The sequence below is a fragment of the Daejeonella sp. genome, assembly GCF_017495225.1.
GTDB lineage: Bacteria > Bacteroidota > Bacteroidia > Sphingobacteriales > Sphingobacteriaceae > Daejeonella.
Window position 1 is genome coordinate 238,818 of the sequence record NZ_JAFEIG010000020.1, and the last position, 26,222, is coordinate 265,039.

A 26,222-nucleotide genomic window follows, 5' to 3' on the forward strand; every position below is an offset into this window, starting at 1 on the left:
TATCAGTTGGCAGTTATCAGTTGGCAGTTATCAGTTATCAGTTATCAGGCTAGCGACATCTGGATTAGTGGTTAGGTGGTTAGTGGTTAGACTAGCGACATAAGATAACCGGTGGCTGAGGTTCTCGAAGCCATTTCAGTGTAACAGAGAAATTAGGTGGTTAGATGGTTAGTGGTTAGTTGGTTAGTTGGTTAGACTAGCGACATCAGATAACCGGTGGCTGAGGTTCTCGAAGCCATTTCAATGTAATTTTGTCTTTAATCTTTGTTCCTTGTTCTAAATCAGTTGTGAGTTGTCAGTTGTCAGTTATCAGTCTAATAACATCTGGGACGTACATTAATCTTTGATCCTTATTCCTTGTTCCAAATCAGTTGGCAATTGTCAGTTATCAGTCTAACGACATCTGGGAAGAGAAATCTCAGGTTTACTGTAATCTTGTCTTTAATCTTTGTTCCTTAATCTTTGCTCCTTATTCCTTGCTCCTTATTCCAAACCAGGTTCTTAGATATTTTGTGCGATAACAAATCCACTCGACCAAGCCCATTGAAAGTTATAACCTCCGAGCCAACCGGTTACATCGACGCATTCGCCACCAAAAAATAAACCAGGTACCTTTTTTGATTCTAAAGTTTTAGAAGAAAGCTCATCTGTAGCCACTCCGCCCCTCATCACTTCGGCTTTATCATAACCTTTATCCCCAGCCGCCTTCACTTCAAATTGGTGTATTTTTTGGTCTATTAAAATCAAGTCTTCCTTAGTTAAGGAAGCTAAATTCTTTTCTACAGGAAGGTACTTATCTAAAGCTTCAGCAAATTTCTTTGTGTAGAGGTCAGAAAGCAAAGAAAGTAAGGTTTTACGTCCATTTTGCATTCTTTGACTTTGAATTAGTTCACTAATATTTTGATTGGGAAGAAGATCAATTCTAATCTGCTCGCCTGCTTTCCAATAAGATGAAATCTGCAGAATTGCTGGTCCGCTAAGCCCCCAATGCGTAAACAAAATATTCTCTTCAAAGCTGATGCGATCATTTGAAACCTTGCAAAAAATTGAATTTCCACTCAATTTGGCAAACCATTCGGCGTCTTTGCCAGTTATTGTTAGCGGGACGAGTGCTGGGGCAGTTTCAGTAATTTTTAATCCGAATTGGCGTGCTACCCTTAATCCAAAATCAGTAGCCCCCATTTTAGCTATGGGCAATCCACCGGAGGCAATAACTACGCTTGGAACAAGGACTTCCTTTATTTTATTTTGATGTGAATAGCTAACTTTAAACTCGCCTGAATCTAATTTTTGTACCTCCTTAACTTCGGCATTCGTCATGATTTTTTGATCTAGGTCTGCGCAAAGCGTTTCAAAAACACGAACAATGTCTTTGGCATTATTACTTTCAGGGAATAACTGACCTAATGTTTTTTCTTGACCATCAATGCCGAAACTTTCAAAAAAACTGATGGTATCTTCAACAGTGTATTGAGATAAAGCAGATTTACAGAAATGTAAATTTTCGGAAATAAAATTGACCTCAGAAGCATATAAATTAGTGTAATTACACCTTCCACCACCAGAAATAAGGATTTTAGCCCCTACTTTTTCATTCTTCTCAAGAATTAGCGTTCTTTTCCCGAGATAGCCAGCCTGCACAGCACACATGAGTCCGCAAGCTCCACCCCCAATTATTACAGCATCGAATGAATGATTCATGGGGTAAAGATAAGAGAAATGGTTGGTTTTGTCGGTTGGCAGTTGTCAGTTATCAGTTATCAGTTATCAGGCTGGGCGGTTATCAGGCTGGGCGGAGAATGTCTGAACTGTGATTTGGAATGATTGGATTGATTATTATGATTTTTAAAGGAATATTACAGTTTGAACGTAGGGACAGGTCGCGACCTGTCCTCTAAAAATTAAACGGAAAATGTCTGAACCGTGATTTGGAATGATTAGATTGATTCTTATGATTTTTAAAGGAATATTATAGTTTCAACGTAGGGACAGGTCGCGTCCTGTCCTCTAAAAACAGATAGAAATTGCTACGTACAACACCGACCAAAGGAACAAATATTTAAAATTCAAAAGAGGCTGTATCGCTTTATTTGATACAGCCTCTTTGAGGTTTTAAAAGCTTAAAACGACACTTATTTTAGCAATTTAGAGTCCTTTTTAAATCGCTCAAAAAATGCAGCTATTTCATCCTGATTCTTTACTTCTATCTCATTAATTCTTAAAATAATTTCTCTTCTTGGGTAATCTACTTTTTGGGTATCATTTTTAGGGACAGCATTATAAATAAGTTTAAACTGAAAAAACTTTCTTTTTTTAAGGCTATCTACTTTTTCACTTAGAGAAAAGTTAATATTTTTAAATTGTTTTTGAGGTAAATAATACAAATAGGTACTATCAGAATAAGTTTGATCAGGCTTGCTAATACTCGCGTATTTTTCATGTAAAATATTCGTTTTTTTATCTTTGGAAACACTAACTAATTTATCGTTAGGATCATTTAAAAGAGACATTTTATTGAATGCATTTGTTCTATAATTTGTGTTTTTATTTAAAAACTTAGCTACATCAAAAACCTTTCCTGTATCAACCATGATAGAATCGTACATAAGTCCTTTTTTTTCATTCGTTTTAAATAAATGGTTGCGATATCTAATTGTTACGTCCAAAATATTATTATCATCCATATCTACAACAAAATTGGTTGTATCGCCATTTTTATTGATGGTCATGTTTTTATAAGTTGTAGTAGCGAGTGGCACCCTATATAATACCATATCATCTAAATAATAAACTGAACAACTATCCTCCATAACAAGCACTTTACCGCTAACTGAATCCATAAAGGGCATTTTCGAGTAAACATTAACCGCGCTAATTAAATTTTGTTGCTTCTTATTTAATACCGTACAAGTAGAAAAAAAGATAATTATACCAAAGAGTTTTAAAAAAAGATTATTCTTCATAAGCATTGGGATTCATAATTAATTTTTCAACATTAAATACAGGAATTTCACCTATACTTAGAGTTTAGCACATGCGAATCTGAATATTAGCAAATATTTAAAAACTCCTGAATAGCAACCATTGCTTTATAATTAATTAAAAAATTAATTTAATAGTACAAAAAATATTTAAATACTACAAAAATTATCATAAAATATGGGCAATTAGGTATAGAGTATAATGAAGAGTTATTAAGGATTAGTAAATATGGAGAGTCTCCAGACACAATGTTTTGTTAGTTTGCCTAAGTTTTTTTGCTAATTAATTGTCCTTAAACAACTAGTTACGCTTATTCTTCCTTTTTATCTACCCAAAAATGTATTATGCTAGCAAACACAATGCTATAAGGAATAAAATAAAACAAATAGTAAATATTTTTCCAATAGGGAAAAGACCAAACATTGATAAATGTACCCAACAAGAAGAAAACAATTATCAAGATGAATTCAAATAGACACATTTTAACAATAAGCCTTTGTTTATATTTAATAACAACAAGATTATAAGGCAATAGCACAAATATTAGGAAAAACATAGGTGCCAAGAAAAATGTTGTTGTAAATATCAATTTTTCATACTCAATAAACGACCCGCTATATATAGAATTATCGTTTTTTATATCAATACTGATATAGTCTGAAATTAATTTTGGTATTGGTAAAAATATAAATGCCAATATAAGATTTGTAATTATTCGCTTCATCATTTTACTACTCATAGTTTAAATTTGGTAGGCATTTTTTTGATATGGAATTTAAAGGTTTCTTACCTTGTAATACATCTTTAACCAGATCCCAATTGGGACGGTTTTTTTCTGGAGCAACAATATTAGATTTACCTTGATGCTCTGCTATCCATAGAGTTCAGCGCAGCGTCACAACTAATTAGCAAATAATTGAAGTGTCCAAACTCCATAAAATTGTAAACCCAAATTAGGACAATAAAATAAAGTTAAGGCATTGCAGAATTGAATCAAAAATTATTTTTTTTTTAGGACGATACAATTTTGCTTTCACTCAATAAGTTCCCTCACTGCGTTCGGGATGACAGGTGCATGGCGCGCAAATACGTTCGGGATGTCAGGTACATAGCACTTAAAAAATCAATTTCATACCGAAACCTGCCCTTCCGCAGGTGAGGGACCTTAATTAAAACCGCAAAATCCGTAGTTTTCCATCGATTACAAAAATTGATTTTTTGTTACAACAGAAAAGCTGTTGTACTTTTCCTTAATAATCCTTAATTCCTTAATGTTTATAATTTTTACACGTAGGGACAGGTCGCGACCTGTCCTCTAAAAAACATTAAAAATTGCTAAGGTGACAATATCGACCAAACGAGCAATAATTTCAATCCTACAAACCTCTACCACTGTAGAATTTCCTTGACTATTTCCCCCCACTGTCCGTAGAGTTTCCATCGATTCCAGAAATTGATTTTCTATTACAACAGAAAGGATGTTGTATAGTTTCCTTAATAAACCTTAATTCCTTAATGTTTATAATTTATACACGTAGGGACAGGTCGCGACCTGTCCTTTTCAAATTCAATGAAACCATTAAGAAATTAAGAAAAATTATTTTTCAAGGTTCCTCTGGTCGGTGTTGTCACCGTACCAGCCCCACACAGTCCGTAGTTTTCCATCGATTATCAAAATTGATTTTCTATTTAACAGAATAGCTGTTGTACAGTTTCAGCGCAGCGGTCTCTACGGATTAAAAATATTGAGAGTCTCCAGACTCGACTCAAAAAATCTTAAATAAAAAAATACAAAACAAAAATTATTTTCCTACAAAAACTTCCCCTTCAATGCTGCCAATTTAATTGCCAAATCTGATTGTGGTTCATCAGATTCTACTTTATTTGCTCTTAATATTGGCTTTGGAGCTGGCGCCTGTGGTTTAGTTGCTTGAGGTCTTGCTTGTTCAACCGGTCTGGGTCTTGGAGCAGGTCTTTCCTCCGTTTTCATGGTCAAAGCAATACGCTTACGAGCAACATCTACTTCAGTAACTTTTACCATTACCTTCTGACTCACCTTCACCACTTCATTGGGGTCTTTAATGAATTTATTTGACATCTGACTCAAGTGTACTAAACCATCTTGATGCACACCTATATCAACAAAAGCTCCAAAAGCAGTAATATTTGTGATGATTCCCGGTAAGGTCATACCCACATATAAATCTGTGATCGCATTTATTCCATCCGAAAAGCTAAATGCTTCAAATTGTTCACGTGGATCGAGTCCCGGTTTAGCTAATTCACTCAAAATATCGTTTAAAGTAGGCAAACCCACAGTTTCACTAATATAATTTTGAAGTTTTATTCTTTTTCTAAGCTGATCATCTTTCATTAAATCTTCAAGCGTACAATTCAGGTCTTTTGCCATTTGCTCAACCAAAACATAGCGCTCAGGATGTACCGCACTACTATCCAAAGGATGTTCAGCATTTCGAATACGCAAGAAACCGGCAGCTTGTTCAAAAGCTTTATCTCCTAGTCTAGGAATCTTCTTTAAATCGTTTCTACGCTTAAAAGCACCGTTTTTATTACGGTATTCAACAATATTTTGGGCTAATTGCGGACCTAAACCAGAAATATAAGCTAAAATCTGCTTGGATGCGGTATTCAATTCCACACCAATGGAGTTAACACAGCTAATAACCGTATCATCCAATGAAGTTTGAAGTTGATTTTGGTCTACATCGTGCTGATATTGACCCACTCCTATTGATTTCGGATCAATTTTTACAAGTTCAGCAAGAGGATCCATTAATCGGCGACCGATAGAAACTGCTCCACGAACGGTAATATCCTTATCAGGAAACTCCTCTCTAGCTACTTCAGAAGCAGAATAAATAGAAGCACCACTTTCGTTTACCATGACTACGATGAGGTCAGAGATTTTCATTCCTCGAACAAATGTCTCGGTCTCTCGTCCAGCAGTACCATTTCCAATAGCTATGGCTTCAATTTTATATTTATCAACTAAATAACGAATAGTTTTCTCAGCTTCTTTAGACGATTCGTTCCCATTATGGGGATAAATATTGGTATTTTCTATCAACTGACCTTGTTCATCCAAAATAACCAATTTACAACCCGTGCGGAATCCCGGATCGATAGCCATAATACGTTTTTGTCCCACAGGAGCAGCCAGCAATAACTGACGTGCATTATCCGCAAATACACGAATAGCCTCTGTATCAGCTTGTTTCTTAGTTAAAAGACGAATTTCAGTCTCCATGGAAGGCTTCAGCAAACGCTTAAAAGCATCAGCAGCAGCTTGACGCACCTGTTCTGATGCAGCATTGGTACCAATCACAAAAAACGATTCCAAAAGATATTGTGCATCCTCTTCCGGTACCTCAATATCTAAAGTTAAAATAATTTCCTTTTCAGCTCTTCTCAAAGCCAAAATACGGTGTGATGGCGCTGTTTTTACGGCTTCCGACCAATCGAAATAATCCTTGTATTTTTGTCCCTCAAGCTCTTTACCTTTAATTAGTTTGGAGTGGAAAGTCCCAGAATTAAGGAATAATTCACGCATTTTACCACGCATTTCAGGATGTTCAGCCATAAATTCGGCTAAAATATCTCTGGCACCTGCAAGAGCATCATCAATGGTTAAAACACCCTTTTCATCATTAATATATTTAAGAGCTTCCGATTCAATATCCGATGAATGTTGCTCCATGACAAAATCAGCAAGCTTTTGCAAGCCTTTCTCTCTAGCTACAGAAGCCTTAGTTTTACGCTTAGGCTTGAATGGCAAATAAATATCTTCCAATAGAGTCATGGTTTCAGCTTCCAAAATCTGCTTTTCTAGCTCTGGAGTAAGCTTTTCCATTTCAGTCATGGATTTCAAAATAGCCTCTTTACGTTTTTCAAGTTCAACTAACTGCTGATTTCTATCGCGGATAGCTGCTACTTGAACCTCATCTAAACTTCCAGTCATTTCTTTACGATATCTCGCAATAAACGGTACTGTTCCCCCCTCCTCAAGCAAATTTATTGTTACTTGAACCTGTTTTTCTGTTACTGAAAGCTCGGAAGCTATTTTTTTATTTTTATTAATCGCCATTTTCAACTGTAGAATTTGTTGCGAATTTGAGGCTATAAATTTGAATTTCAAAAAAAGATGTGAGATATTAGAAATTAGATGTGAGACATGAGATTTGAGATGTGAGATGTTAGATTTGAGACATGAGATATTAGATTTGAGATGCGAGAGAATGAAGTGTTTTAATTTAATCTCTACAATTCATTTTCTAATTCCTGATCAAGGGATAAAATCATTCTCCCGCATAATGGTTGATTTTTACGGATTCTAAGAATTAATAAAGCAAAGAAATATTAATTTCCCCTCCAAAACTGATAACTGATAACTGATAAAGCCAACTGATAACTGACAACTAATAAATCATAACTGATAACTGATAACCGACAACTGACAACTGACAACTACCAACTGATAAAAACATTGGTGCATTCATTCAATTATTTATAAATTTGGGGAATGAACGAAGCCACACAACTTTCAGAGTTCGGTAAACTATTCATCTTTTTGATCATGGGTGTATTGTTCGTTCTATTTACTTTCTTTTTGGGATGGCTTGTTGCACCTAAAAAGCCTAATCCAGAGAAGTTAAGCTCCTATGAATGTGGTGAAGAACCTACTGGAAGCTCTTGGATTCAATTCAACTCTCGTTTTTATGTAGTTGCATTGATTTTCTTGCTTTTTGATGTTGAAATAGTGTTTATTTTCCCTTGGGCGACCGTTTTCGGACAGGAAAGTCTAATTGCTGCTGATCCACGTTGGGGCTGGTTAAGCTTAACAGAGATGTTTATTTTTATTGGGATTTTACTTATCGGACTCCTTTATGTTTGGAAAAAAGGTGATTTAAGCTGGATTAAACCTGAACCTTTTATGCCAAGCTCACCTGCCAAAATTCCATATTCCATCTACCAAGAATTTAACAATAAAACATATCAAATTAAAGAATTTTCATTAAATAATGGAGTATTGGAGGCCAAAAAAGAAGCTGAAATAATGAGTCCAGCGGCGCCTAAACCAGCATTTATACCTAAATTTAAAAGACCAAGCGCGTGAGTTTAGAGTTAAAAAGTGAAAATGGATCTGTAATGGTAGTCAAGGTTGACGATTTGCTCAATTGGGCACGTTTATCTTCGCTATGGCCAATGAGTTTCGGAATTGCATGCTGTGCAATAGAAATGATGGGATCTATGGCATCTACCTATGATTTGGATCGGTTTGGTGTCTTTCCACGCCCTTCGCCTCGTCAATCCGATGTAATCATTATAGCTGGAACGGTTACCTTTAAAATGGCAGAACGCATTAAAAGATTATACGAACAAATGCCGGAACCTAAATATGTAATTTCTATGGGTTCATGTTCTAACTGTGGCGGACCATATTGGCAGCATGGTTATCATGTGGTTAAGGGTGTTGATCGTATTATTCCCGTTGATATTTACGTACAAGGATGCCCACCACGACCAGAAGCATTGATTGGAGCGATACTAGAATTACAGAAAAAAATTGAACAAGAAAGCTTGTTAAATAGCTAATAAATAGATAGATACAAATTTTATATAAACAATTAAATTATTCATGAAAGAATTTTACGGAGAGCTTAAATTGGGTGTTTTGGGTGGCGGTCAGTTAGGTAGAATGTTGATTCAAGAATCCATAAATTTTAATATCAGCAGTCATGTTTTAGATCCTGATGCCAATGCTCCATGTAAAGACCTTTGTGAAAAGTTTGTTCAAGGCTCTTTAACCGATTATGAAACCGTTTATAATTTTGGTAAGAATTTAGATATTTTAACCATTGAAATTGAAAAAGTTAATGTAGACGCCCTCGAACAATTAGAAAAAGAGGGAGTTAAAGTTTATCCTCAATCGCGCGTAATTCGTTTGATTCAAGATAAAGGAACACAAAAGCAGTTTTTCAAGGAGAATGACATAGAAACAGCTAGTTTTCAGCTATTTAAAAACAAAGAAGATTTAATTAAAGCCAATATTCCTTTTCCCTTCATTCAGAAATTACGTCGTGATGGTTATGATGGCAAAGGCGTTTGCAGCATAAAAACAGAGACTGATTTAGAAAAAGCCTTTCATGAGCCGAGTTTAATTGAGGAATGGATACCCTTTGAGAAGGAATTGGCGGTGATTGTAGCTAGAAATGAGGATGGAAAAGTAAAAACCTTCCCATGTGTGGAGATGGAATTCAATCCGGAAGCCAATTTAGTTGAGTTTTTAATTTCTCCTTCAACTTTATCTACTGAAATCTTAGACTTAGCAAATGAAACTGCCATCAAGGTTGCAGAACGTTTAAAAATTGTAGGAATTTTAGCCGTGGAGCTATTTCTAACCAAGGATGGAAAGATTTTAGTGAATGAAATTGCCCCTAGACCACATAATAGCGGTCATCAGAGTATTGAGGGCAATTATACCTCCCAGTATGAGCAATTAATTAGGGCTATATTTAATATGCCTTTAGGAGATACTAGAAGCATTAATCACGCGGTAATGATCAATTTATTGGGTGAAAAAGGCTTTGAGGGACCAGCAAGATATGAAGGTTTGAATGAAGCTTTGGCTTTAGACGGAGTTTACCTTCATTTATATGGGAAAAAAAGCACAAAACCCTTCAGAAAGATGGGACATGTGACGATTTTAGATGAAGATCGTCAAAAAGCGATTGAAAAAGCTAAATTTGTGCAAAGAACAATTAAAGTAAAATCTTAATTAAGATTCAATTTTATATAAAATCTAGAATAACATGAGCGCAGCATCAAATTCAAACATACAGGTAGGCATTATCATGGGTAGCAAGTCGGATTTAAATATCATGCAAGATGCTGCTGATATTTTAAAAGAGCTAGGTGTAAACTTCGAAATGACCGTAGTTTCTGCACATCGTACCCCTGAGCGTATGTTTGATTATGCTAAAAGTGCCGCTTCTAGAGGTTTAAAAGTAATTATTGCAGGTGCCGGTGGTGCTGCACATTTACCGGGAATGGTAGCTTCAATTACTCAAATTCCTGTTATTGGCGTTCCTGTAAAATCATCTAATTCAATTGATGGTTGGGACTCTATCCTATCCATTTTACAGATGCCAAATGGCATTCCTGTTGCTACAGTTGCATTAAATGCAGCAAAAAATGCAGGTATTTTAGCAGCCCAGATTATTGGAACTGCCGATGCTAATCTTTCTCAAAGACTATTAGATTACAAACAAAGTTTAAAAGAAAAAGTGGAAGAAAGTGCCAGAGAGATTGAAGGGTAATTTGACAATCGTTAATAATTACACATAAATTAATCTGTCTTTAATATTTATTGTTTTTTTGAATGAATCTTGATTTCAAAATTGAGAATAAATTTATTCATAAATAAAACAGCTAAGCTGATATCCAGAACCTAGCCAAATTATATCAAGAAATCAATTCCAACGATGATCTTCCGGAAAATTAGCGATATGCGCATATTTAGGCCCTAAGCCAATAATTGCTTCTCTCCAAAGGTTTTCTTCATCTTCTACAAATACAAGTTCTGTATCATAGGCATTACTTGCCATCCAGGCATTATCAAGAATTTCAGCATCTATTTGTCCGGAACTCCAGCCTGAATAACCCACAAAAAACTTAATTTCATCATGCTTAATTTCATTGTTTTCAATGAGGATTTTCAAATCATGAAAATTACCTCCCCAAAATAAATCATCTTTAATTTTAGCACCACTAAGTAGTCGGTCATAGCAGCGATGCACAAAATGCAAACTATCTTTCTCTACGGGTCCACCGATAAAGACTGGAAAATCCGCCCATTTTAAGTCCGAAATAAGATCACTTAACAGGAATTCACTTTTTTGATTTAGCACAAAACCAACTGAACCCAGAGTTTCCAATTCGGTGAGCAATACCACAGATCGCTTAAAATTAGGATCGAGCATAAAAGGTTCAGAAATGAGTAAAGAGCCAGTTTGAGGTTGAATTGGGCTAATCATATTAATTTTAAGTTTAGGAAATGATTTAGTATCAAACAGATATTTTATCTTTTTATTATCTATATACAAAATTTCGCGATTGCGTTAAGGATGGAAGCGGCATCCTTTTTGGCTTCTTCAGCCAAAAAGATATAGCGGACAGCCTGTTAAAACGCCCTAAAAATTATAAATTTTAGATAATACATCAATATAGTCAAAATCTTTTGAATAATCTACAGCTAATAATTCATGAAATGATAGAATAACAAGGTGCATTTGTTAAGTTTGCATAAATGAGAAGATCGGGTAATTATCCTGATTATTAATTTATACTATGTCAGTAGAAAAACAAACATTAGAAAACCTTCGTCAGGAGTATAGTGCGGAGAAATTAACGGTAAAAGACGTTGCTAAAGACCCCATCAAGCAGTTTGGACATTGGTTAAAGGAGGCTATGGAAGCGGGAGTTTTTGAACCCAATGCCATGACTTTGGCTACCACTAGCATTGATAGAAAGCCTTCTGCGCGTATCGTTTTACTAAAGGGTTATGAGGAGCGTGGATTTATGTTTTACACCAATTATTTGAGTGCTAAGGGTAAAGAAATGGCCAAAAATCCGGTTGTAGCCTTGGTTTTCCATTGGGCTGAATTAGGCAGACAGGTACGTATTGAAGGTACCGTTGAGAAGCTTAGCAAAGAAGAATCTGAGCGTTATTTCCAAAGCAGACCAATTAAAAGCCAATTAGGCGCTATTGCATCACCGCAAAGTCAGGTGATTGATAGCATGGATGATATTGAAAAAGTTTGGGCTGAAACGGAGGCTCGATATGAAAATAAAACAATTCCGAAGCCTGCATTCTGGGGTGGATACTTGGTTAAACCTCAGGTAATTGAGTTTTGGCAAGGTCGCCCAAGTCGCTTACACGACCGTATTGTCTATAAAAAAGCAGATAAAAAGACCTGGAAAATTGTCAGACTTGCACCTTAATTCAAATGATGACTTTTGAGGAAATACATGCGCTTTTAAGCGACAAATTTGGTTCTAAAGTAATTGTGGATAGTCAAACAAGCGGTTTACAACCTGCTTTATTTATTCATCCAGATTACATTGTGCCTATTTGCGAAGAATTGAGAGATAATCAATTAACATGGTTTGATTTCTTGTCTTGTCTTACAGGTGTTGACCATGGACCTGAGAGCAATAAATTCTCGGTTGTTTATCATTTGGCATCCATTCCTCATCAACATCAATTGGTTTTAAAGGTTGAAATTGAACATGATCGCAATTTAGAAGTTTTACCCAGCTTTAAGAGTGTTTCAGACGTATGGAAGACCGCAGAATGGCATGAGCGTGAGGCATTTGATCTTGTTGGGATAGATTTTGAAGGTCATCCGGATCAACGAAGAATCTTGCTTCCTGATGATTGGGAAGGCTATCCTTTGCGGAAAGATTATCAGGCTGCTGAGGAATATAAAGGAATTAAAATAAATTAATTTGCCCATTTGCATTAGAATAGCATGCCGGTAAAAAAAACAAGATATGATCTTCTGACAGAGAATCTCCAAGCTGAGGAGATGATCATCAATATGGGTCCGCAGCACCCTTCCACCCACGGTGTTTTGCGCCTTGAGCTAATAACCGATGGCGAAATTGTGAAGGAAGTGATTCCACACATGGGATATTTGCACCGCTGTTTTGAAAAACATTGTGAGAGCCTCACCTATCAGCAAATTATACCTTTTGTTGACCGAATGGATTATTTGGCCTCCATGAACAATGACCATGCTTTTGTGATGGGTGTTGAACGGATGATGGGCATTGACAAGGATATTCCTAAACGGGTAGAATATATTCGTGTGCTTGTGTGCGAACTAAATAGAATTGCCTCACATCTCATTTCTATCGGTACTTATGGAATGGATATCGGTGCTTTTACCCCATTTTTATGGTGTTTTAGAGATCGTGAGCATATCATGAACATGTTGGAATGGGCTTCTGGATCGAGGATGCTCTATAATTATATTTGGGTTGGCGGATTATTTTATGATTTACCTGTGGGATTTGAAGAGCGCTGCCGAGAGTTTGTGGATTATTTTAAACCAAAATTAGCTGAGCTCAATCAATTATTAACTGATAATCAGATATTTATATCTAGAACTGCCGGAGTAGGTGTTTTGCCACTTGATGTAGCTATTAATTATGGTTGTTCGGGACCGATGTTAAGAGGTTCCGGATTAAAGTGGGATTTGCGTCGAGTTGATGAATATTCGGCCTATCCAGAATTAGATTTCGAAATTCCAATTGGTAAAGGTGAGATGGGCAAGAGTGGCGATTGCTGGGACCGCTACAAGGTTAGAGCCGATGAGGTGGCAGAATCCCTTAAAATCATAGAACAATGCCTTGACAAGCTTCAAAAAGATCTTAAACGAGGTCCTGAATTTGATCCAAGAGCTAAACTTCCCAAAAAGATAATACCTAAGGAACAAGATTTTTATATACGAGCTGAAAACCCACGTGGTGAGCTAGGCTATTATTTTATTACGGATGGAAAAACTGAAATTCCGAAGCGTGTGAAAGCTAGGGCACCAAGTTTCAATAATCTTTCAGTCTTACCGGAAATTTCTAGAAGCGTTTTAATTGCAGATTTAGTAGCAATACTCGGATCAATTGATATTGTACTTGGAGAAGTAGATAGATAAGAGCGTTTTTTTTATTAAATTCAGATTAGATAATCTATAAAACAGATTATAACAATTTAACAAAATGATTAAAAACAATAAACCCTTAGTAATAAATATAATAGCTAGCCTAATTTGCTTTTTTATATTTATTAATTCAATTAACCAAGAGACCTGGAGAATAGTCTTTTCATCGATTGGACTATTCGGTTTCACAATTCTGTCAATAGTTTCTTATAAAAAAACGTAATTGATAAATCTTAATCGATTCAAAAATTAAATAAAAAAAGAGGCTAATCATTAATCATGATAAGCCTCTTTTTTTGAGTTTATTCCAATTAATAAACCTTCACCATATAAATAAATGGCTCTAATTTTTTAAATTGATCTTTTCTACTGAGCCCGGATAAGCTATTTTTCTTACTTAAAACTAATTTCTCTTCTAATGAATCTTGAGGTATAGCCTCAATCGACTTCAAAATATAAGTTGATTTAATGGCAAATGCAGCTCCATCTACTTGTGTTTGCTTACCATTAATGATTCCAATCACATTTCCGCGCATATCTAATAATGGTCCGCCGCTATTACCTGGATTTACCGGAATAGAAACTTGATAAGCCACTGTATCGCCAGCATATCCATTTTTAGAACTCACATAACCTTTACCATAAACTTGATCATCTCTTGGGAAACCAATGGTAAATACATCTTCACCAACATCAGAAGCCGATTTTTTAAAAGTATAAGGCAATGCTGCAAGACCTTCAAAACTAGGATCCACAATTTGTAAAACTGCTAAATCATAAGCAGGATCAATATAAATCATTTTGGCTTTAAAAGCCTCACCTTCAGAGTTTTGCACATAAAGTGAATCTGCTCCTTTAATTACATGATAATTAGTAACCACATAACCATTGGATGAAAGTGCGAATCCTGTACCACCAAATTCACCTGGATTTGCTGGTCCCTTAGAAGGTTTTATATTTTTAATTAGGTCATTCTGAGACTTCTTAATACTGTTTATCTCTCTACGTAAAAGACTTACATTAGTAGAGATAGATTTAGAAAAGAAACCAGTAGAAAGCAGAGTACCAGATACAGCAATTAAGGCAACCGTTGCGGCAATGGCAGTATTGATTCTATATTTTTTCCAAAGACGGATATAAATAGGTGCTTCAGGAGCTACTTCATTCTTTAGTGCATAGATATCTAAAGATTCATGAATGATATTCATGTCGGATTTCAACTTAAGAGTTTCCGAATATTCAGATAAATGCGAAACTAAATTAGAATGCTCCACTACTTTAAGATCAAAAGCAGCATCATTAAGCCTTTTCTGTTCAAATTCAGAAATTTCGGCATCAGAAAGCTCCCCTCTTAGGTAGGCATCAATTTGATTAATAATTTCTATATCGCTTTTCATTGTTTGTTATTTAAGCTTGAAAAAATAATTTTTTCAAACGTTGCAGGCATTTATATTTTTGAGTTTTGGCATTATCCGCATTGGTATAACCAAACTTCTCACAAATTTCCTGCATGGATTTATTCTGCATGTAATAATCCTCAATAATGGTTTTGCAGGGTTCACCTAATTGAAGTAAAGCTGATTCCATTATGGCAAACTGTCTGTCTTTCTCTTCATGTCTTTCCAAATCATCTTCCACTGGAAGGAAATCTGAAAAATCTTGAACATTACGAACAGTTTTGCTTTGAGCGTTTAATCGCTTAAGCCATAATCTTCTACAAATAGAGTAGATAAAAGTTTTAAGCTTACTATTAAGCTCAAAATTTCCAGTTTTTACTTTATTGTAAAGAATAATAACAGACTCCTGAAAAATATCTTTTGCATCATCCTCATTTCCATTATTATTGAGTACTAATTGTAGCACCATCGGAAAATAAGTCACGTACAAGCGATTTAATATCTCTTTTGAGTCATTCAGTATTCCTAAAATAATCTCGCTATCTGCTGGAACTGAACTTTTTATCTCTTTTTTCACTATTAATACTTTTTATGCGGAATTGTAACCCAATGATAGCAAAAATATTTTTTTTATTTTTTTTCAATGTTAAGGGTTACCTTTTTAACTTTGAGGTATTAACTGTAAATTATTTAAATACATTTTAAAAACAAAAACATGAAAAATTCTTTCAAATTCGGTTTCTTAGCTTTAGCTATCTCTTTATCAGTTGCTGCTTGTAACTCAAACAAAACTGAAGAAGCTGCTGCTGATTCAACTGCTGTTGATACTACTGCTGTTGATACTACTGCTGTTGATTCAACTGTTGTTGATTCTACTGCTACTGATACAGTTGCTGCTCAGTAATCAATTAAAAACTACAAAAAGCCATTCAGATATTCTGAATGGCTTTTTTTGTGCCTATACCCCACCTCTGGTGGCTGAGGTTCTCGAAGCCAAATTCTCGAAGCAATTTCTTAAAGTTAAAAACAAACGAGTTTATTAAAACCCGCTTGTCCTTAACTTGTAATTTGAATTAGTCGAGAGGAGCCCCACCTCTAAACCAACCCTTAACTCTTTTTGAGTTTGAATCGCCAATTAATAACATACATGGGACTAAAATTAATGTTAAGAAGGTTGCGAAACTTAAGCCAAATATCATTGTCCATGATAATGGTCCCCAGAATGCCACATTATCTCCTCCAAAATATAATTTAGGATCAAAATCACTAAACAAAGTCACAAAATCCATATTTAGCCCTACTGCAAGAGGAATTAATCCTAACATAGTTGCCGTAGCGGTTAACAATACCGGTGTCATCCTTGTCCTGCCAGCCTCAATAATCGCTTCCTTCACATCCATCCCTTGTTCAATGAGTAAATCCGTAAATTCAACAAGTAGGATTCCGTTTCTTACCACAATTCCGGCAAGTGCTACAATTCCTACCCCCGACATTACAATTGACATCTCCATCCTAAAAATGGTTACTCCAAGTAAAACACCAATAATACTCAAGAAAATCTCACTTAAAATAATAAGTGGCTTTGTAATTGAATTAAATTGGGTTACTAGAATAATCAAAATCAATCCCAAAGAAATCATCAAAGCTGTTCCTAAGAATAACATCGTCTCTTGCTGTTCTTCTTGCTCACCCGCCATTTTGACTTCTACACCGGCAGGCGACTTAAATTGAGCGATTTCACTCTCGATAGTAGCTACTACTTCATTTGGATTATAATCACTAAGCACATTGGATGAGAGAATAATAATCCTCTTTTCTTGCTTGCGCTTAATTCCACCATAGGTATTTACATAATCAATAGATGCAAAAGATGATAAAGGTACTTGACGGATAATGCCACCCATACCCATATCCCTATATGTAACTTTCATGTTACGAAGCGCATCAAGGTTATTCTTTTGATCCTCATTGGCACGAAGATTTATTTCATAATCTTCATTTGCATCGCGGAATTTAGAAACTTCCTTGCCAAAAATGGCGGTACGAAGATCCATACCTATTTGTCCCGTAGAAATTCCCTCACGATTTGCACGCTCTCTATCAATATCGAAAATAATTTCAGGCTTATTATTCTGGAAATCTGATTTCAATTCCTCAACACCTGCAATTTGCTTAGCTTCAAGGTATTGCTTTAAATTTTCGGAAACTTTAACCAATGAATCGAGGTTATTACCGGTAACTTCAATGCTGATGGGCTTTGCTGTTGGCGGACCGGCCTGCTCTTGAGCAACCGTAATTTCGGCTCCAGGAATACCTTTAACAGCCTCTCTAATCTTATCTAGATACAATGAAGTACTTGGTCCGGTACGTTTCCCAAATTCAGCAAAAGCAACGGTTACCTTACCCATGTTTGGATATTGACCTTGATCCTCACTTTGTGGATCGGTTACTCCAATAGTCACATTTGATATAATCGAAGTTACATCCTTATTATCCTTGCCAACCACTTTGGTTACATCAGCTTCAACCTTTTTAAGGACCTCATTGGTATAAGCTTGGTCGGTACCCACTGGCAGCTGAACATATACATACACAAAATTAGGGTCGCCTTTAGGGAAAAACACAATTTTAGGCGGTACAAAATACAACAAAAGGAAAGTGAGAAGGAACAGTCCGAGTGTACCTAATAATATTGCACGAGGCCAATTAAGTGCTTTTCGAAGTAAACTAGCATACCTTTTTTGTACAGTAGGCCAAATATTGGTTTGGAAATTTTTAATTGTATTACTTAAATAGAAATGATTAAAAAGATACAATAAAGCGACAAAAACAATTAAATTTCCTAACCCGAAGTTGATTATATAAGCCAAAATAGCTATACCTGCAAAAATCAAAAGGTTACGCTTTACAGATTTATCGAAGCTTGGCTTTTCCTTTTCAAAATTTTCGGGCTTCATAAAATCAACGGCAAATACCGGATTAATGATGTAAGCCACTAACAATGATGCTAAAAGGGTAATAATCAGGGTCATAGGTAAGAAAAACATAAACTCACCAATAACACCAGGCCAGAAAAGTAAAGGCACAAAAGGTGCTAAAGTTGTTAATGTACCTGAAAGAACGGGCAAAAACACTTCAGCAGCAGCCATTTTAGCTGCTTTTTTAATGGGCACTTTACCATTATCAAAAATTCGGTGTGTATTTTCAATAACTACAATCGCATCATCCACAACAATACCTAATCCCAATAAGAAGGAAAACAATACCATCATGTTCATTGTGAAATTAAATCCAAGCATTGAACCTAATGCTGGCATAGCCATAAAGGCAATAAACATGGATAATGGGACTGATAATGCAACAAAAATAGCATTTGTAATTCCCATGAAGAACATCAATATCACCGTCACGAGGATAAATCCAATGATAATGGTATTAATCAAATCATGAAGAGTTACTCTAGTTTTATTAGATTGATCACCGGTAACGGTTATATTTAAATTTTTAGGTAATTGACCAGCCTTCATCTCTGCAATAAGCGCATTAATCTTGTCGGATGCATCAATTAAGTTTTCACCACTTCTTTTCTTAACATTCAGCGTGATTACATTTTTACCATATAAACGAGCATAACTTTCTTGCTCTTTGAAAGAATCTTTAACCTCTGCTAGATCTCTTAAATAAATAGATGATCCTGTAGGAGTTTTGATAATCAAATTGGCAATTTCATCAGCACTTGCGAATTCCTTCTTAACGTTAAGCGTTCTTCTAACACCATCCATTTTAATGGTACCACCAGAAATGGTCAAATTTTCATATCCAATGGCACGCTCAATATCTGAGAATGAAACTCTAGCAGCGGCCATTTTATTTAAGTCTGCATTGATTTGTACTTCCTGTTCCAATGCACCAACAATATCGACACCAGAAATTTCTTTTAGGCTTTCAATTTGATCTTGAATCTCTTCCGCATACTTCTTAAGACTTTTTAGGTCGTAATCGCCAGAAATATTTAGATAAATAATTGGCAAATCTGATAGATTAATATCCTGAACATTTGGTTCATTAGGCAAATCATTTGGAAGATCTTGCCTTGCCTTATCTACAGCATCTTTTACACGCTGTTTAGCATCCTTGATATCTACATTGGTATTAAATTCGGCAGTAATTATCGAAAAATCTTGATAGGAATTGGATGTGATTTTTTTTAATCCCGAGGCCGATTTTAATTGCTTTTCAAGCTGCTTAGTAACCAAATTCTCCATATTTGCTGGAGAAGTACCAGGATAAACAGTCTGCACAAATATTTTAGGAATAATAACCTCTGGGAAATTCTCTTTGGGTAAGGCTACATAAGAAAAGTATCCTATAACGGAAATAATAACAGTAAGCACATAAATGGCTGTTCTGTTTTCAATTGCCCAACTGGCAGGTTTAAATTCTTTGAAATCTTCTTTCATCTTATAATAATGTATAGCCTGTATTAATTGGATTTTATTGAATCACCTGGACTTAAACCTTGCATTCCGGCAACAATTACCTGATCACCAACTTTAAGACCCGATACTATCTCGGCGCGACCTTCAGAAATTTTGCCTGTTTTAATATCAACACGCTTAGCTTTACCATTATCAGAGATAAATACATAATCCCCATTTTCGGCCTTTTGAATAGCATTCACAGGAATAACCAATGCATTGGAGTTTTGATAATCGATGATTTTAAGCACTGCAAGCATGTTTGGGCGATAATTTTTATTAGAAGGCAGTTTTATTTCCACATTAAAACTTCTCGATACTGCATCAATTGTTTTTGAAGCGAAAGAAATTTTGGTAGCAACGGTATCTGGAACATCTGGTAAAATCACCTGAACTTTATCCCCTTGATTTACTCTGCTAGCATAAGATTCTGCAATTTGAGCCTTAGCAGTCAATTTATTAGCATTTACGACACGAATACCTGAAAGGCCTGGCATTACAGCCTGCCCTACCTTAAGATCCATAGCGTCAATAGTTCCAGAAATTGGCGACTTAATTTTATACATTGACATTTGCGACTTCACAGTTGCAATACGACGTTCAGCAGCTTCTTTTTGAGTTTTAGCGCTTAAATATTGGACTTCAGTACCAATTTTTTGATTCCAAAGGTTCTTTTGACGCTCAAAAAGTGTAGTTGCAAGCTCTAATTGATTTTGCAGCTCAGATATACTCTGACGTAAAACTTGATCATCAATTTGGGCTAAAACCTGTCCCTTAGACACATTCTGACCAACACTAGCATAAATGGCAGTCACCACACCTGGAGCCTCCGGATTTACTTGTACATTTTCTTCTGCATCAATTTTCCCTTGAACTTCTAAATAATTCTCAAAAGAACTTTCTGCTAATATTAATAAGTTTACATCCTTTAAATCGCTAGCGGCTGCAACAATACCAACTTCACTTTCAAGTTTTTCTATTTTAGCATTAAGCTCGGCACGCTCCTTTTTTAAAGCTTCAAGCTCAGATTTTTTATCTGTTGGTTTCTCTCCACAAGAGGCCAAAAAGAAGACTACAGCAATAAATAATAATTTTTTCATGTATGTTTTAATTTTATTTTTTGACGTTAATGCTTATCCATTTAAGAAGACAAGCAAATTGATTTGTATTTAATAAACGATTTTACCTAAAGCCCTATCCACATTTACCTTATTAATTAAAAGATCATAAAGTGCATTGATATAATTATTTTGAGACTCCTTTAAAGATGTTTCAGCAGATGTAACTTCAATACTTGAACCTACCCCCTGCTCATATTTAATTTTGCTAACTCTTAAAACTTCTTGCGCCAATTCCATGTTACGTTTTTGATTCTCGAGAGACTTTAAACCATTTCTGTACACCGTTTGGGCCTGCTCCACCTCTAGATTAATACCATTTTTAAGGTTTACTAGATTATTCTCAGTTTTTAGAAGTTCAAGCTTTGCATTTTTTACTTGGTAGCTTTTTATGCCTCCAGATAAAATAGGTACTGATAAACGCAGTCCAACCACTGTGGTTGGGAAACTTCTATCAAATAATGTACTGAACTTTTGAGACTGTAAACTTTGTAAAGAGCTCCCAAAAGCCACTAGCGATGGTAAAAACAAGCTTTTATATCGTTTTACATCCAATTCATTGATTTTTTTCTGTGTTTGAAGCAATGAATATTCAATACGATTTTGATAAGAAGTGCTATCATTCAAATCAATTGATTCTTCAACCTGTAAGCTAGCAATAGAATCTTTCAATTTTAGTTTCGTTTGAATATTCATACCCATTTGAAACTTCAAAAGATTAACATTCAATTCTAATAAACGGATAACATTTTCACGCTCAGTTTCGAGGTTGTTATTTAATACTTTTAAACGATCAACATCAATTTTTTCAACAAAACCATTCGCAAAAAGGGCTTGAGTATCGTTTAATGATTTCTTTAAGCGAGAGATATTAGCATCTAATAGGCTAAGCTGCTCATTGCTTACTAAAACCGAATAATATGCCTTGGTAACAGCTACGGCAGTCTCAATACGACTACGTTTTAGGCTTTTATTAGAAAGTTCTTTAAAAGTTTTGGATGCTTGCAATCCGACAAGATAAGAACCATCAAACAATAACTGACTTACCTCTATTCCAATGGATGATTGATATTGAACACCAAATCTAACCGGGACTTGCGTACCAGGTTTATCAAAAAACTCGCCAGGTAATAAACTAGTAGGCACTACCAGGAAATCTTGAAAACTGACATTACCATTCACTTGAGGTAAACCAATTCCGATAGTCTTCTTGACCGTGTTTTTTGCTATTTCCTCATCAATAATAGCATTTTGGACTGAAACCTGATGTGATTGAGCATAATCAATAGCTTCTTTCAAGCTAAAGCTGATGGTCGTATCTGATTGTTGTGCCTTAGCAGTAAGCACAGAAAAAAAGCAAACGATTAAGCTTATGTGTTTATAATTCATATTTTATTCTTCTTCAATTATTTCTTTGTATTTATTTATTAATTTATGGCCTTTAAGCGTACATATTCCGTATAAAAAGTGCTCTGTTAACTCGGCCATCACATGTGCTATCCCATATTTCCCATTGGTGTAGGATGTTGAATTACTAAAAATCAAATCCATTTGCTCTAAACGCATTTGAGTTAAAATATCTGCCTTTATATCTTTTCTGAAATAACCCTCAGCAATACCCCTTTTTAGATTATCATGAATGGTGGTGTATAAATATTTCTCACGAAAATTTTTAAAAAATAACCAAGCTTGAGGATGATACTTTTGTAAATCATAAAACAATGAGGGATTAATCCCCGACAATTGCTCTTTCATGTTAGTTAGGGCTATAAATATCTCATGGACAGCATTTTGGGAGATATTTATAGTCTCATTTATGAGCTCCCTATTTGAATTCAGCCTCTGCTCAATCACAATATTTACCAACTCATTTTTATCAGCGAAATGAGAGTAAATAGTTTTTTTTGACATCCCCAAATGCTTGGCAATATCATCCATCGTTACACTTTTAAAGCCATAGTGGCAAAAAAGCTTATCAGATTCAACTATTATATACCATTTTACGTCCAATTGTTAATTTATTTGAAAGTGCAAAACTATGGAAACTTTTTAAAACTCAAAAGTTTCCGCGAATATTTTTGTATTTGAAAACGTGAAATGGATGAAAAATACAATGAAATGACAAAGAGAGAATCACGTAGATATAATTCAAAAATCGTAACTTCGCAAAAAAAGTAAACATGAAATTATCTGCATTAACAGCCATCTCTCCTATTGATGGTCGCTATCACAATTCAACTAAAGATTTATCGTCCTACTTTTCTGAAGCGGCATTAATAAATTTCAGGGTTTATGTGGAGATAGAGTATTTCATTTCACTTTGTGAATTACCATTACCTCAACTAAAACATTTTGATAATAAACACTTTGATGCTTTAAGAGCAGTTTATATACAATTTAATGATGCTGATGCAGAGGCCATTAAGGAAATTGAAAAGACCACTAATCATGATGTAAAAGCGGTTGAATATTTTATAAAAGATAAATTTTCTGACTTGGCTTTAGATGAGTTTAAGGAATTTATTCATTTCGGATTAACCTCTCAAGACATCAATAATACGGCTATACCACATTCATTCAAATTAGCTGTTCAAGAATCATATTTACCAAATCTGCAAGAACTATTAAGTCATTTAAAGGAACGCGTTATAGAATGGTCGAAGATACCGATGCTTGCACATACCCACGGACAACCGGCATCACCAACCTTATTAGGAAAAGAATTACAGGTATTTGTAGAGCGTATAGAAGCACAATTAACTCATTTACAATCCATTCCATTTTCAGCTAAGTTTGGTGGAGCAACAGGAAATTTCAATGCACATCATGTAGCATATCCAGAGATAAACTGGGTAGATTTCGCTAATAATTTTGTAAATAATCGTTTAGGATTAAATCGCTCGCAGTTTACCACTCAAATAGAGCATTACGATAATTTTGCGGCACATTGCGATGCTTTAAAACGTATCAATAATATTTTAATTGATTTAAATAGGGATATGTGGGCTTACATTTCCATGAACTATTTCAAGCAAAAGATAAAAGCTGGAGAAGTAGGCTCATCAGCCATGCCACATAAAGTAAATCCGATAGATTTTGAAAATTCGGAAGGAAATTTAGGTATAGCCAACGCTTTATTTGAGCATTTGGCAGCTAAATTACCTATTTCACGACTTCAACGCGATCTTACCGACTCTACAGTTTTAAGAAATATTGGTGTTCCAGTTGCTCATACCCTCATTGCTTTAAAATCAACATTAAGAGGTTTTAATAAGCTTTTATTAAATGAAAGTGCTATCGCATCCGACCTAGAAGCAAATTGGCCGGTGGTTGCGGAAGCTATTCAAACCATTTTGAGAAGAGAGGGCTATCCAAACCCTTATGAAGCCTTGAAAGATTTAACACGTACCAATCAGCAAATTAACCAAAATACCATGGCTGAATTTATTGACCGATTGAATGTTTCAGATCAAGTAAAGAATGAGTTAAAAGCAATTACACCATCAAATTATACAGGAATTTAGGCAGTCATTGATGTGTCATAAATACTTGGAACCTAATTGTCGACTTAAAAATTGTTAATTTTGTATATTAAAATAAAAATATGAGTACTGCAGCTTCAACAACAAACGTATATACAGAAATCACCCCTAATCCGGCAACGCGTAAGTTCTTAGTTAACAAGCTATTAACAAATAATAGCATTGACTTTGCAACAAAGGAAAGTGCTGAGAAATCGCAATTTGCTAAGGAATTATTCAAGTTTAACTTTGTTACTGGAGTTTTCTTCGCTAGCAATTTTGTAACCATCACCAAATCTGAAAGCTCAAATTGGGAAGATATCGAACCTATTTTGAAGGAATTTGTGAAAGGTGCTGTGGAATCTGAGTATAAGATTCTTGAAAAAGAAGAAGAATTAGCAAGTTTTGAAGGAACAGAAACCGAAATCAAAATTCAGCAAATTTTGCACGACTATGTCCGCCCAGCTGTTGAGCAAGATGGTGGTGCAATTAGCTACCGTTCATTTAAAGAAGGTATTGTTACTGTGGAGTTAAGAGGTTCATGCAGTGGATGCCCATCTTCAACTATCACCTTGAAATCTGGAATTGAGAATTTATTAAAAAGAATGGTTCCAGAGGTTACTGAGGTGGTTTCGGAAGCATTATAAGAAAGAATATAAAATTGAAAGCCTCGAGAAATCGGGGCTTTTTTTATGCTTTTATTTTACACTTGGTTTAAGCTCATTTCTAATGGTTTGAGCCCAATTGATAATCTCTGTTTTTTGAGCTTCTGATAGTCTTGCATTACTATGAATCAGAGTGTATGATTTTAGAGGCATCTCCCCTTCCTGAATCATTTCTATTACCTCCTCCAATTTATGATCTGCCTTTTTAGGCTTATAAGTTAAGAATTCAGAAAAGTTCAATTCCGATTTACCTTCATTCACATGATCTGCGAGCCACCAAGCAAGCGGCTGTATTTCAGAATACCAAGGATAAACTGTATTATTTGAATGGCAATCGTAACATGACGTTTGAACCAATTGTTTAGTACTTTCAGATGCTGGAAAACTTGCGAAAATATCATTGGGACTAGCCAAAGTAGATTGATTTTTGTCTGGTCTGAAAAATTGAATGAGGATGAAGATTATTAGAAATGCTAGGAGAATCTTTTTAGTGATAGTCATAAGCTTATAATAAATATTGATAATCTAATTTAATGAAAAAATCTCTTAATTACAAGTAACAACTCCTCCGATATCAATCCATTGGTAGCAATAATCTGCCTTCTAGCAATACAGTCATCACCACCTTTAAAATCAAATACATGTCCCCCAGCCTCTTTAACCAGGACTATTCCGGCAGCTACATCATAGGAATTGAGGTTATATTCGAAATAGCCATCAAATCTACCACTCGCTACATAGGCCAAATCGATAGCTGCAGAGCCAATTCTGCGGATACCATGGCATTTCTGCATAAGTTCTCTCAATACATTTAAGTAAGGTTCCATATCGGCAAATTCATAAAAAGGAAAACCTGTTGTCAATAATGTATTTTCGATTATAGGAGCTTTTGAGACTGATATAGGTTTTCCATTTAAAAAAGCACCGCCATCTTTCCAAGCCGAAAAACATTCATCTCGATTGATCTCATAAACCACGCCCAAAACGAGTTCTTCATCGCTTTGAAGGGCTATGCTAATAGAAAATGTAGGAATTCCGTGAATGAAGTTAGTGGTTCCATCTAATGGATCAATTATCCAATGGTATTTTTCGCCCTGCTTAGAGCTTGTTTTCTCTTCTGTGACAAATCCGGCTTCAGGAAGAATTTCTGATAGTCCTTTAACTAATTTCTCTTCTGCAGTTTTATCTACATAAGAAACCATATCGTGTAAGCCCTTGTATTCTACCCTATTGCGATCAAAATTTTGTCCTTCAGCACGAATAAAAGCACCAACTTCCTTGCTTAAAGAAATTACTTGCCGACAAAGATTCTCAAGATTCAT

The 26,222-nt window shown here is 35.2% G+C and carries 22 protein-coding genes; 10 read left to right on the plus strand and 12 right to left on the minus strand.

Annotated elements, in window-relative coordinates; genetic code table 11:
• Positions 1–501: 501 nt before the first annotated feature.
• The 3 genes from QZ136_RS08410 to QZ136_RS08420 form a co-directional block, all read right to left on the minus strand.
• The gene (locus QZ136_RS08410; RefSeq protein ID WP_291402379.1) at positions 502–1,701 is read right to left on the minus strand and encodes an NAD(P)/FAD-dependent oxidoreductase; all 1,200 of its coding nucleotides are present in this window, start codon (positions 1,699–1,701) and stop codon (positions 502–504) included.
• Positions 1,702–2,132: 431 nt separating this feature from the next.
• On the minus strand, positions 2,133–2,840 hold the full coding sequence (locus QZ136_RS08415) for a hypothetical protein (RefSeq protein ID WP_291402383.1): 708 nt from the start codon (positions 2,838–2,840) through the stop codon (positions 2,133–2,135).
• A 1,952-nt stretch (positions 2,841–4,792) separates the two neighbouring features.
• Entirely contained in the window at positions 4,793–7,087 is a 2,295-nt protein-coding gene (locus QZ136_RS08420) for a Tex family protein (RefSeq protein ID WP_291402385.1), read from the minus strand.
• 435 nt (positions 7,088–7,522) lie between these two features.
• Between QZ136_RS08420 and QZ136_RS08425 the strand changes: the two genes are divergently transcribed.
• From QZ136_RS08425 to purE, 4 genes are read left to right on the plus strand one after another with little or no spacing between them, the layout of a single operon-like run.
• On the plus strand, positions 7,523–8,116 hold the full coding sequence (locus QZ136_RS08425; RefSeq protein ID WP_291402387.1) for an NADH-quinone oxidoreductase subunit A: 594 nt from the start codon (positions 7,523–7,525) through the stop codon (positions 8,114–8,116).
• Positions 8,113–8,595: an NADH-quinone oxidoreductase subunit B gene (locus QZ136_RS08430; RefSeq protein WP_291402389.1), complete on the plus strand. Its 483-nt coding sequence runs from the start codon at positions 8,113–8,115 to the stop codon at positions 8,593–8,595. The genes QZ136_RS08425 and QZ136_RS08430 overlap by 4 nt, the downstream gene beginning before the upstream one ends.
• A gap of 43 nt (positions 8,596–8,638) precedes the next feature.
• The gene (locus QZ136_RS08435; protein ID WP_291402391.1) at positions 8,639–9,778 is read left to right on the plus strand and encodes a 5-(carboxyamino)imidazole ribonucleotide synthase; all 1,140 of its coding nucleotides are present in this window, start codon (positions 8,639–8,641) and stop codon (positions 9,776–9,778) included.
• Positions 9,779–9,812: 34 nt separating this feature from the next.
• Positions 9,813–10,319 (plus strand): 5-(carboxyamino)imidazole ribonucleotide mutase, encoded by a 507-nt coding sequence (purE, locus tag QZ136_RS08440; RefSeq protein ID WP_291402393.1) that lies wholly within the window; start codon positions 9,813–9,815, stop codon positions 10,317–10,319.
• Between the two features lie 153 nt (positions 10,320–10,472).
• Here the strand turns inward: purE and QZ136_RS08445 are convergent, their stop codons facing one another.
• Positions 10,473–11,036, minus strand: a complete 564-nt coding sequence (locus tag QZ136_RS08445; protein ID WP_291402395.1) for a YqgE/AlgH family protein — start codon at positions 11,034–11,036, stop codon at positions 10,473–10,475.
• A gap of 313 nt (positions 11,037–11,349) precedes the next feature.
• Here QZ136_RS08445 and pdxH point away from each other — a divergent pair, with 313 nt between their 5' ends.
• From pdxH to QZ136_RS08460, 3 genes are read left to right on the plus strand one after another with little or no spacing between them, the layout of a single operon-like run.
• The gene (gene pdxH, locus QZ136_RS08450; RefSeq protein WP_291402396.1) at positions 11,350–12,003 is read left to right on the plus strand and encodes a pyridoxamine 5'-phosphate oxidase; all 654 of its coding nucleotides are present in this window, start codon (positions 11,350–11,352) and stop codon (positions 12,001–12,003) included.
• 8 nt (positions 12,004–12,011) lie between these two features.
• A complete protein-coding gene (locus QZ136_RS08455) occupies positions 12,012–12,509 on the plus strand; it encodes an NADH-quinone oxidoreductase subunit C (protein WP_291402927.1) in 498 nt (165 codons plus the stop codon).
• Positions 12,510–12,533: 24 nt separating this feature from the next.
• Positions 12,534–13,715 (plus strand): NADH-quinone oxidoreductase subunit D, encoded by a 1,182-nt coding sequence (locus QZ136_RS08460; RefSeq protein ID WP_291402398.1) that lies wholly within the window; start codon positions 12,534–12,536, stop codon positions 13,713–13,715.
• A gap of 317 nt (positions 13,716–14,032) precedes the next feature.
• Here the strand turns inward: QZ136_RS08460 and QZ136_RS08465 are convergent, their stop codons facing one another.
• On the minus strand, positions 14,033–15,118 hold the full coding sequence (locus tag QZ136_RS08465) for a serine protease (RefSeq protein ID WP_291402400.1): 1,086 nt from the start codon (positions 15,116–15,118) through the stop codon (positions 14,033–14,035).
• 10 nt (positions 15,119–15,128) lie between these two features.
• Complete coding sequence (locus QZ136_RS08470) at positions 15,129–15,695, minus strand: sigma-70 family RNA polymerase sigma factor (RefSeq protein ID WP_291402402.1); 567 nt, start codon at positions 15,693–15,695, stop codon at positions 15,129–15,131.
• 138 nt (positions 15,696–15,833) lie between these two features.
• Here QZ136_RS08470 and QZ136_RS08475 point away from each other — a divergent pair, with 138 nt between their 5' ends.
• Positions 15,834–16,022, plus strand: a complete 189-nt coding sequence (locus QZ136_RS08475; protein WP_291402404.1) for a hypothetical protein — start codon at positions 15,834–15,836, stop codon at positions 16,020–16,022.
• A gap of 169 nt (positions 16,023–16,191) precedes the next feature.
• On the opposite strand, the gene QZ136_RS08480 is transcribed toward QZ136_RS08475, so the two are convergent.
• The 4 genes from QZ136_RS08480 to QZ136_RS08495 all read right to left on the minus strand — a co-directional run bounded on the left by QZ136_RS08480 (position 16,192) and on the right by QZ136_RS08495 (position 22,724).
• On the minus strand, positions 16,192–19,578 hold the full coding sequence (locus QZ136_RS08480) for an efflux RND transporter permease subunit (RefSeq protein ID WP_291402406.1): 3,387 nt from the start codon (positions 19,576–19,578) through the stop codon (positions 16,192–16,194).
• Positions 19,579–19,601: 23 nt separating this feature from the next.
• Positions 19,602–20,696, minus strand: coding sequence for an efflux RND transporter periplasmic adaptor subunit (locus tag QZ136_RS08485; RefSeq protein WP_291402407.1), 1,095 nt, complete (start codon positions 20,694–20,696; stop codon positions 19,602–19,604).
• A gap of 69 nt (positions 20,697–20,765) precedes the next feature.
• On the minus strand, positions 20,766–22,103 hold the full coding sequence (locus QZ136_RS08490) for a TolC family protein (protein WP_291402409.1): 1,338 nt from the start codon (positions 22,101–22,103) through the stop codon (positions 20,766–20,768).
• Positions 22,104–22,106: 3 nt separating this feature from the next.
• On the minus strand, positions 22,107–22,724 hold the full coding sequence (locus tag QZ136_RS08495) for a TetR/AcrR family transcriptional regulator (RefSeq protein WP_291402411.1): 618 nt from the start codon (positions 22,722–22,724) through the stop codon (positions 22,107–22,109).
• Positions 22,725–22,894: 170 nt separating this feature from the next.
• Between QZ136_RS08495 and purB the strand changes: the two genes are divergently transcribed.
• Together purB and QZ136_RS08505 are read left to right on the plus strand one after the other, a co-directional pair.
• Positions 22,895–24,238 (plus strand): adenylosuccinate lyase, encoded by a 1,344-nt coding sequence (gene purB / locus QZ136_RS08500; RefSeq protein WP_291402413.1) that lies wholly within the window; start codon positions 22,895–22,897, stop codon positions 24,236–24,238.
• 80 nt (positions 24,239–24,318) lie between these two features.
• A complete protein-coding gene (locus tag QZ136_RS08505) occupies positions 24,319–24,882 on the plus strand; it encodes a NifU family protein (RefSeq protein WP_291402415.1) in 564 nt (187 codons plus the stop codon).
• Positions 24,883–24,933: 51 nt separating this feature from the next.
• Here the strand turns inward: QZ136_RS08505 and QZ136_RS08510 are convergent, their stop codons facing one another.
• Together QZ136_RS08510 and QZ136_RS08515 are read right to left on the minus strand one after the other, a co-directional pair.
• Positions 24,934–25,401, minus strand: a complete 468-nt coding sequence (locus tag QZ136_RS08510; protein ID WP_291402417.1) for a heme-binding domain-containing protein — start codon at positions 25,399–25,401, stop codon at positions 24,934–24,936.
• A gap of 29 nt (positions 25,402–25,430) precedes the next feature.
• Complete coding sequence (locus tag QZ136_RS08515; protein ID WP_291402419.1) at positions 25,431–26,222, minus strand: inositol monophosphatase family protein; 792 nt, start codon at positions 26,220–26,222, stop codon at positions 25,431–25,433.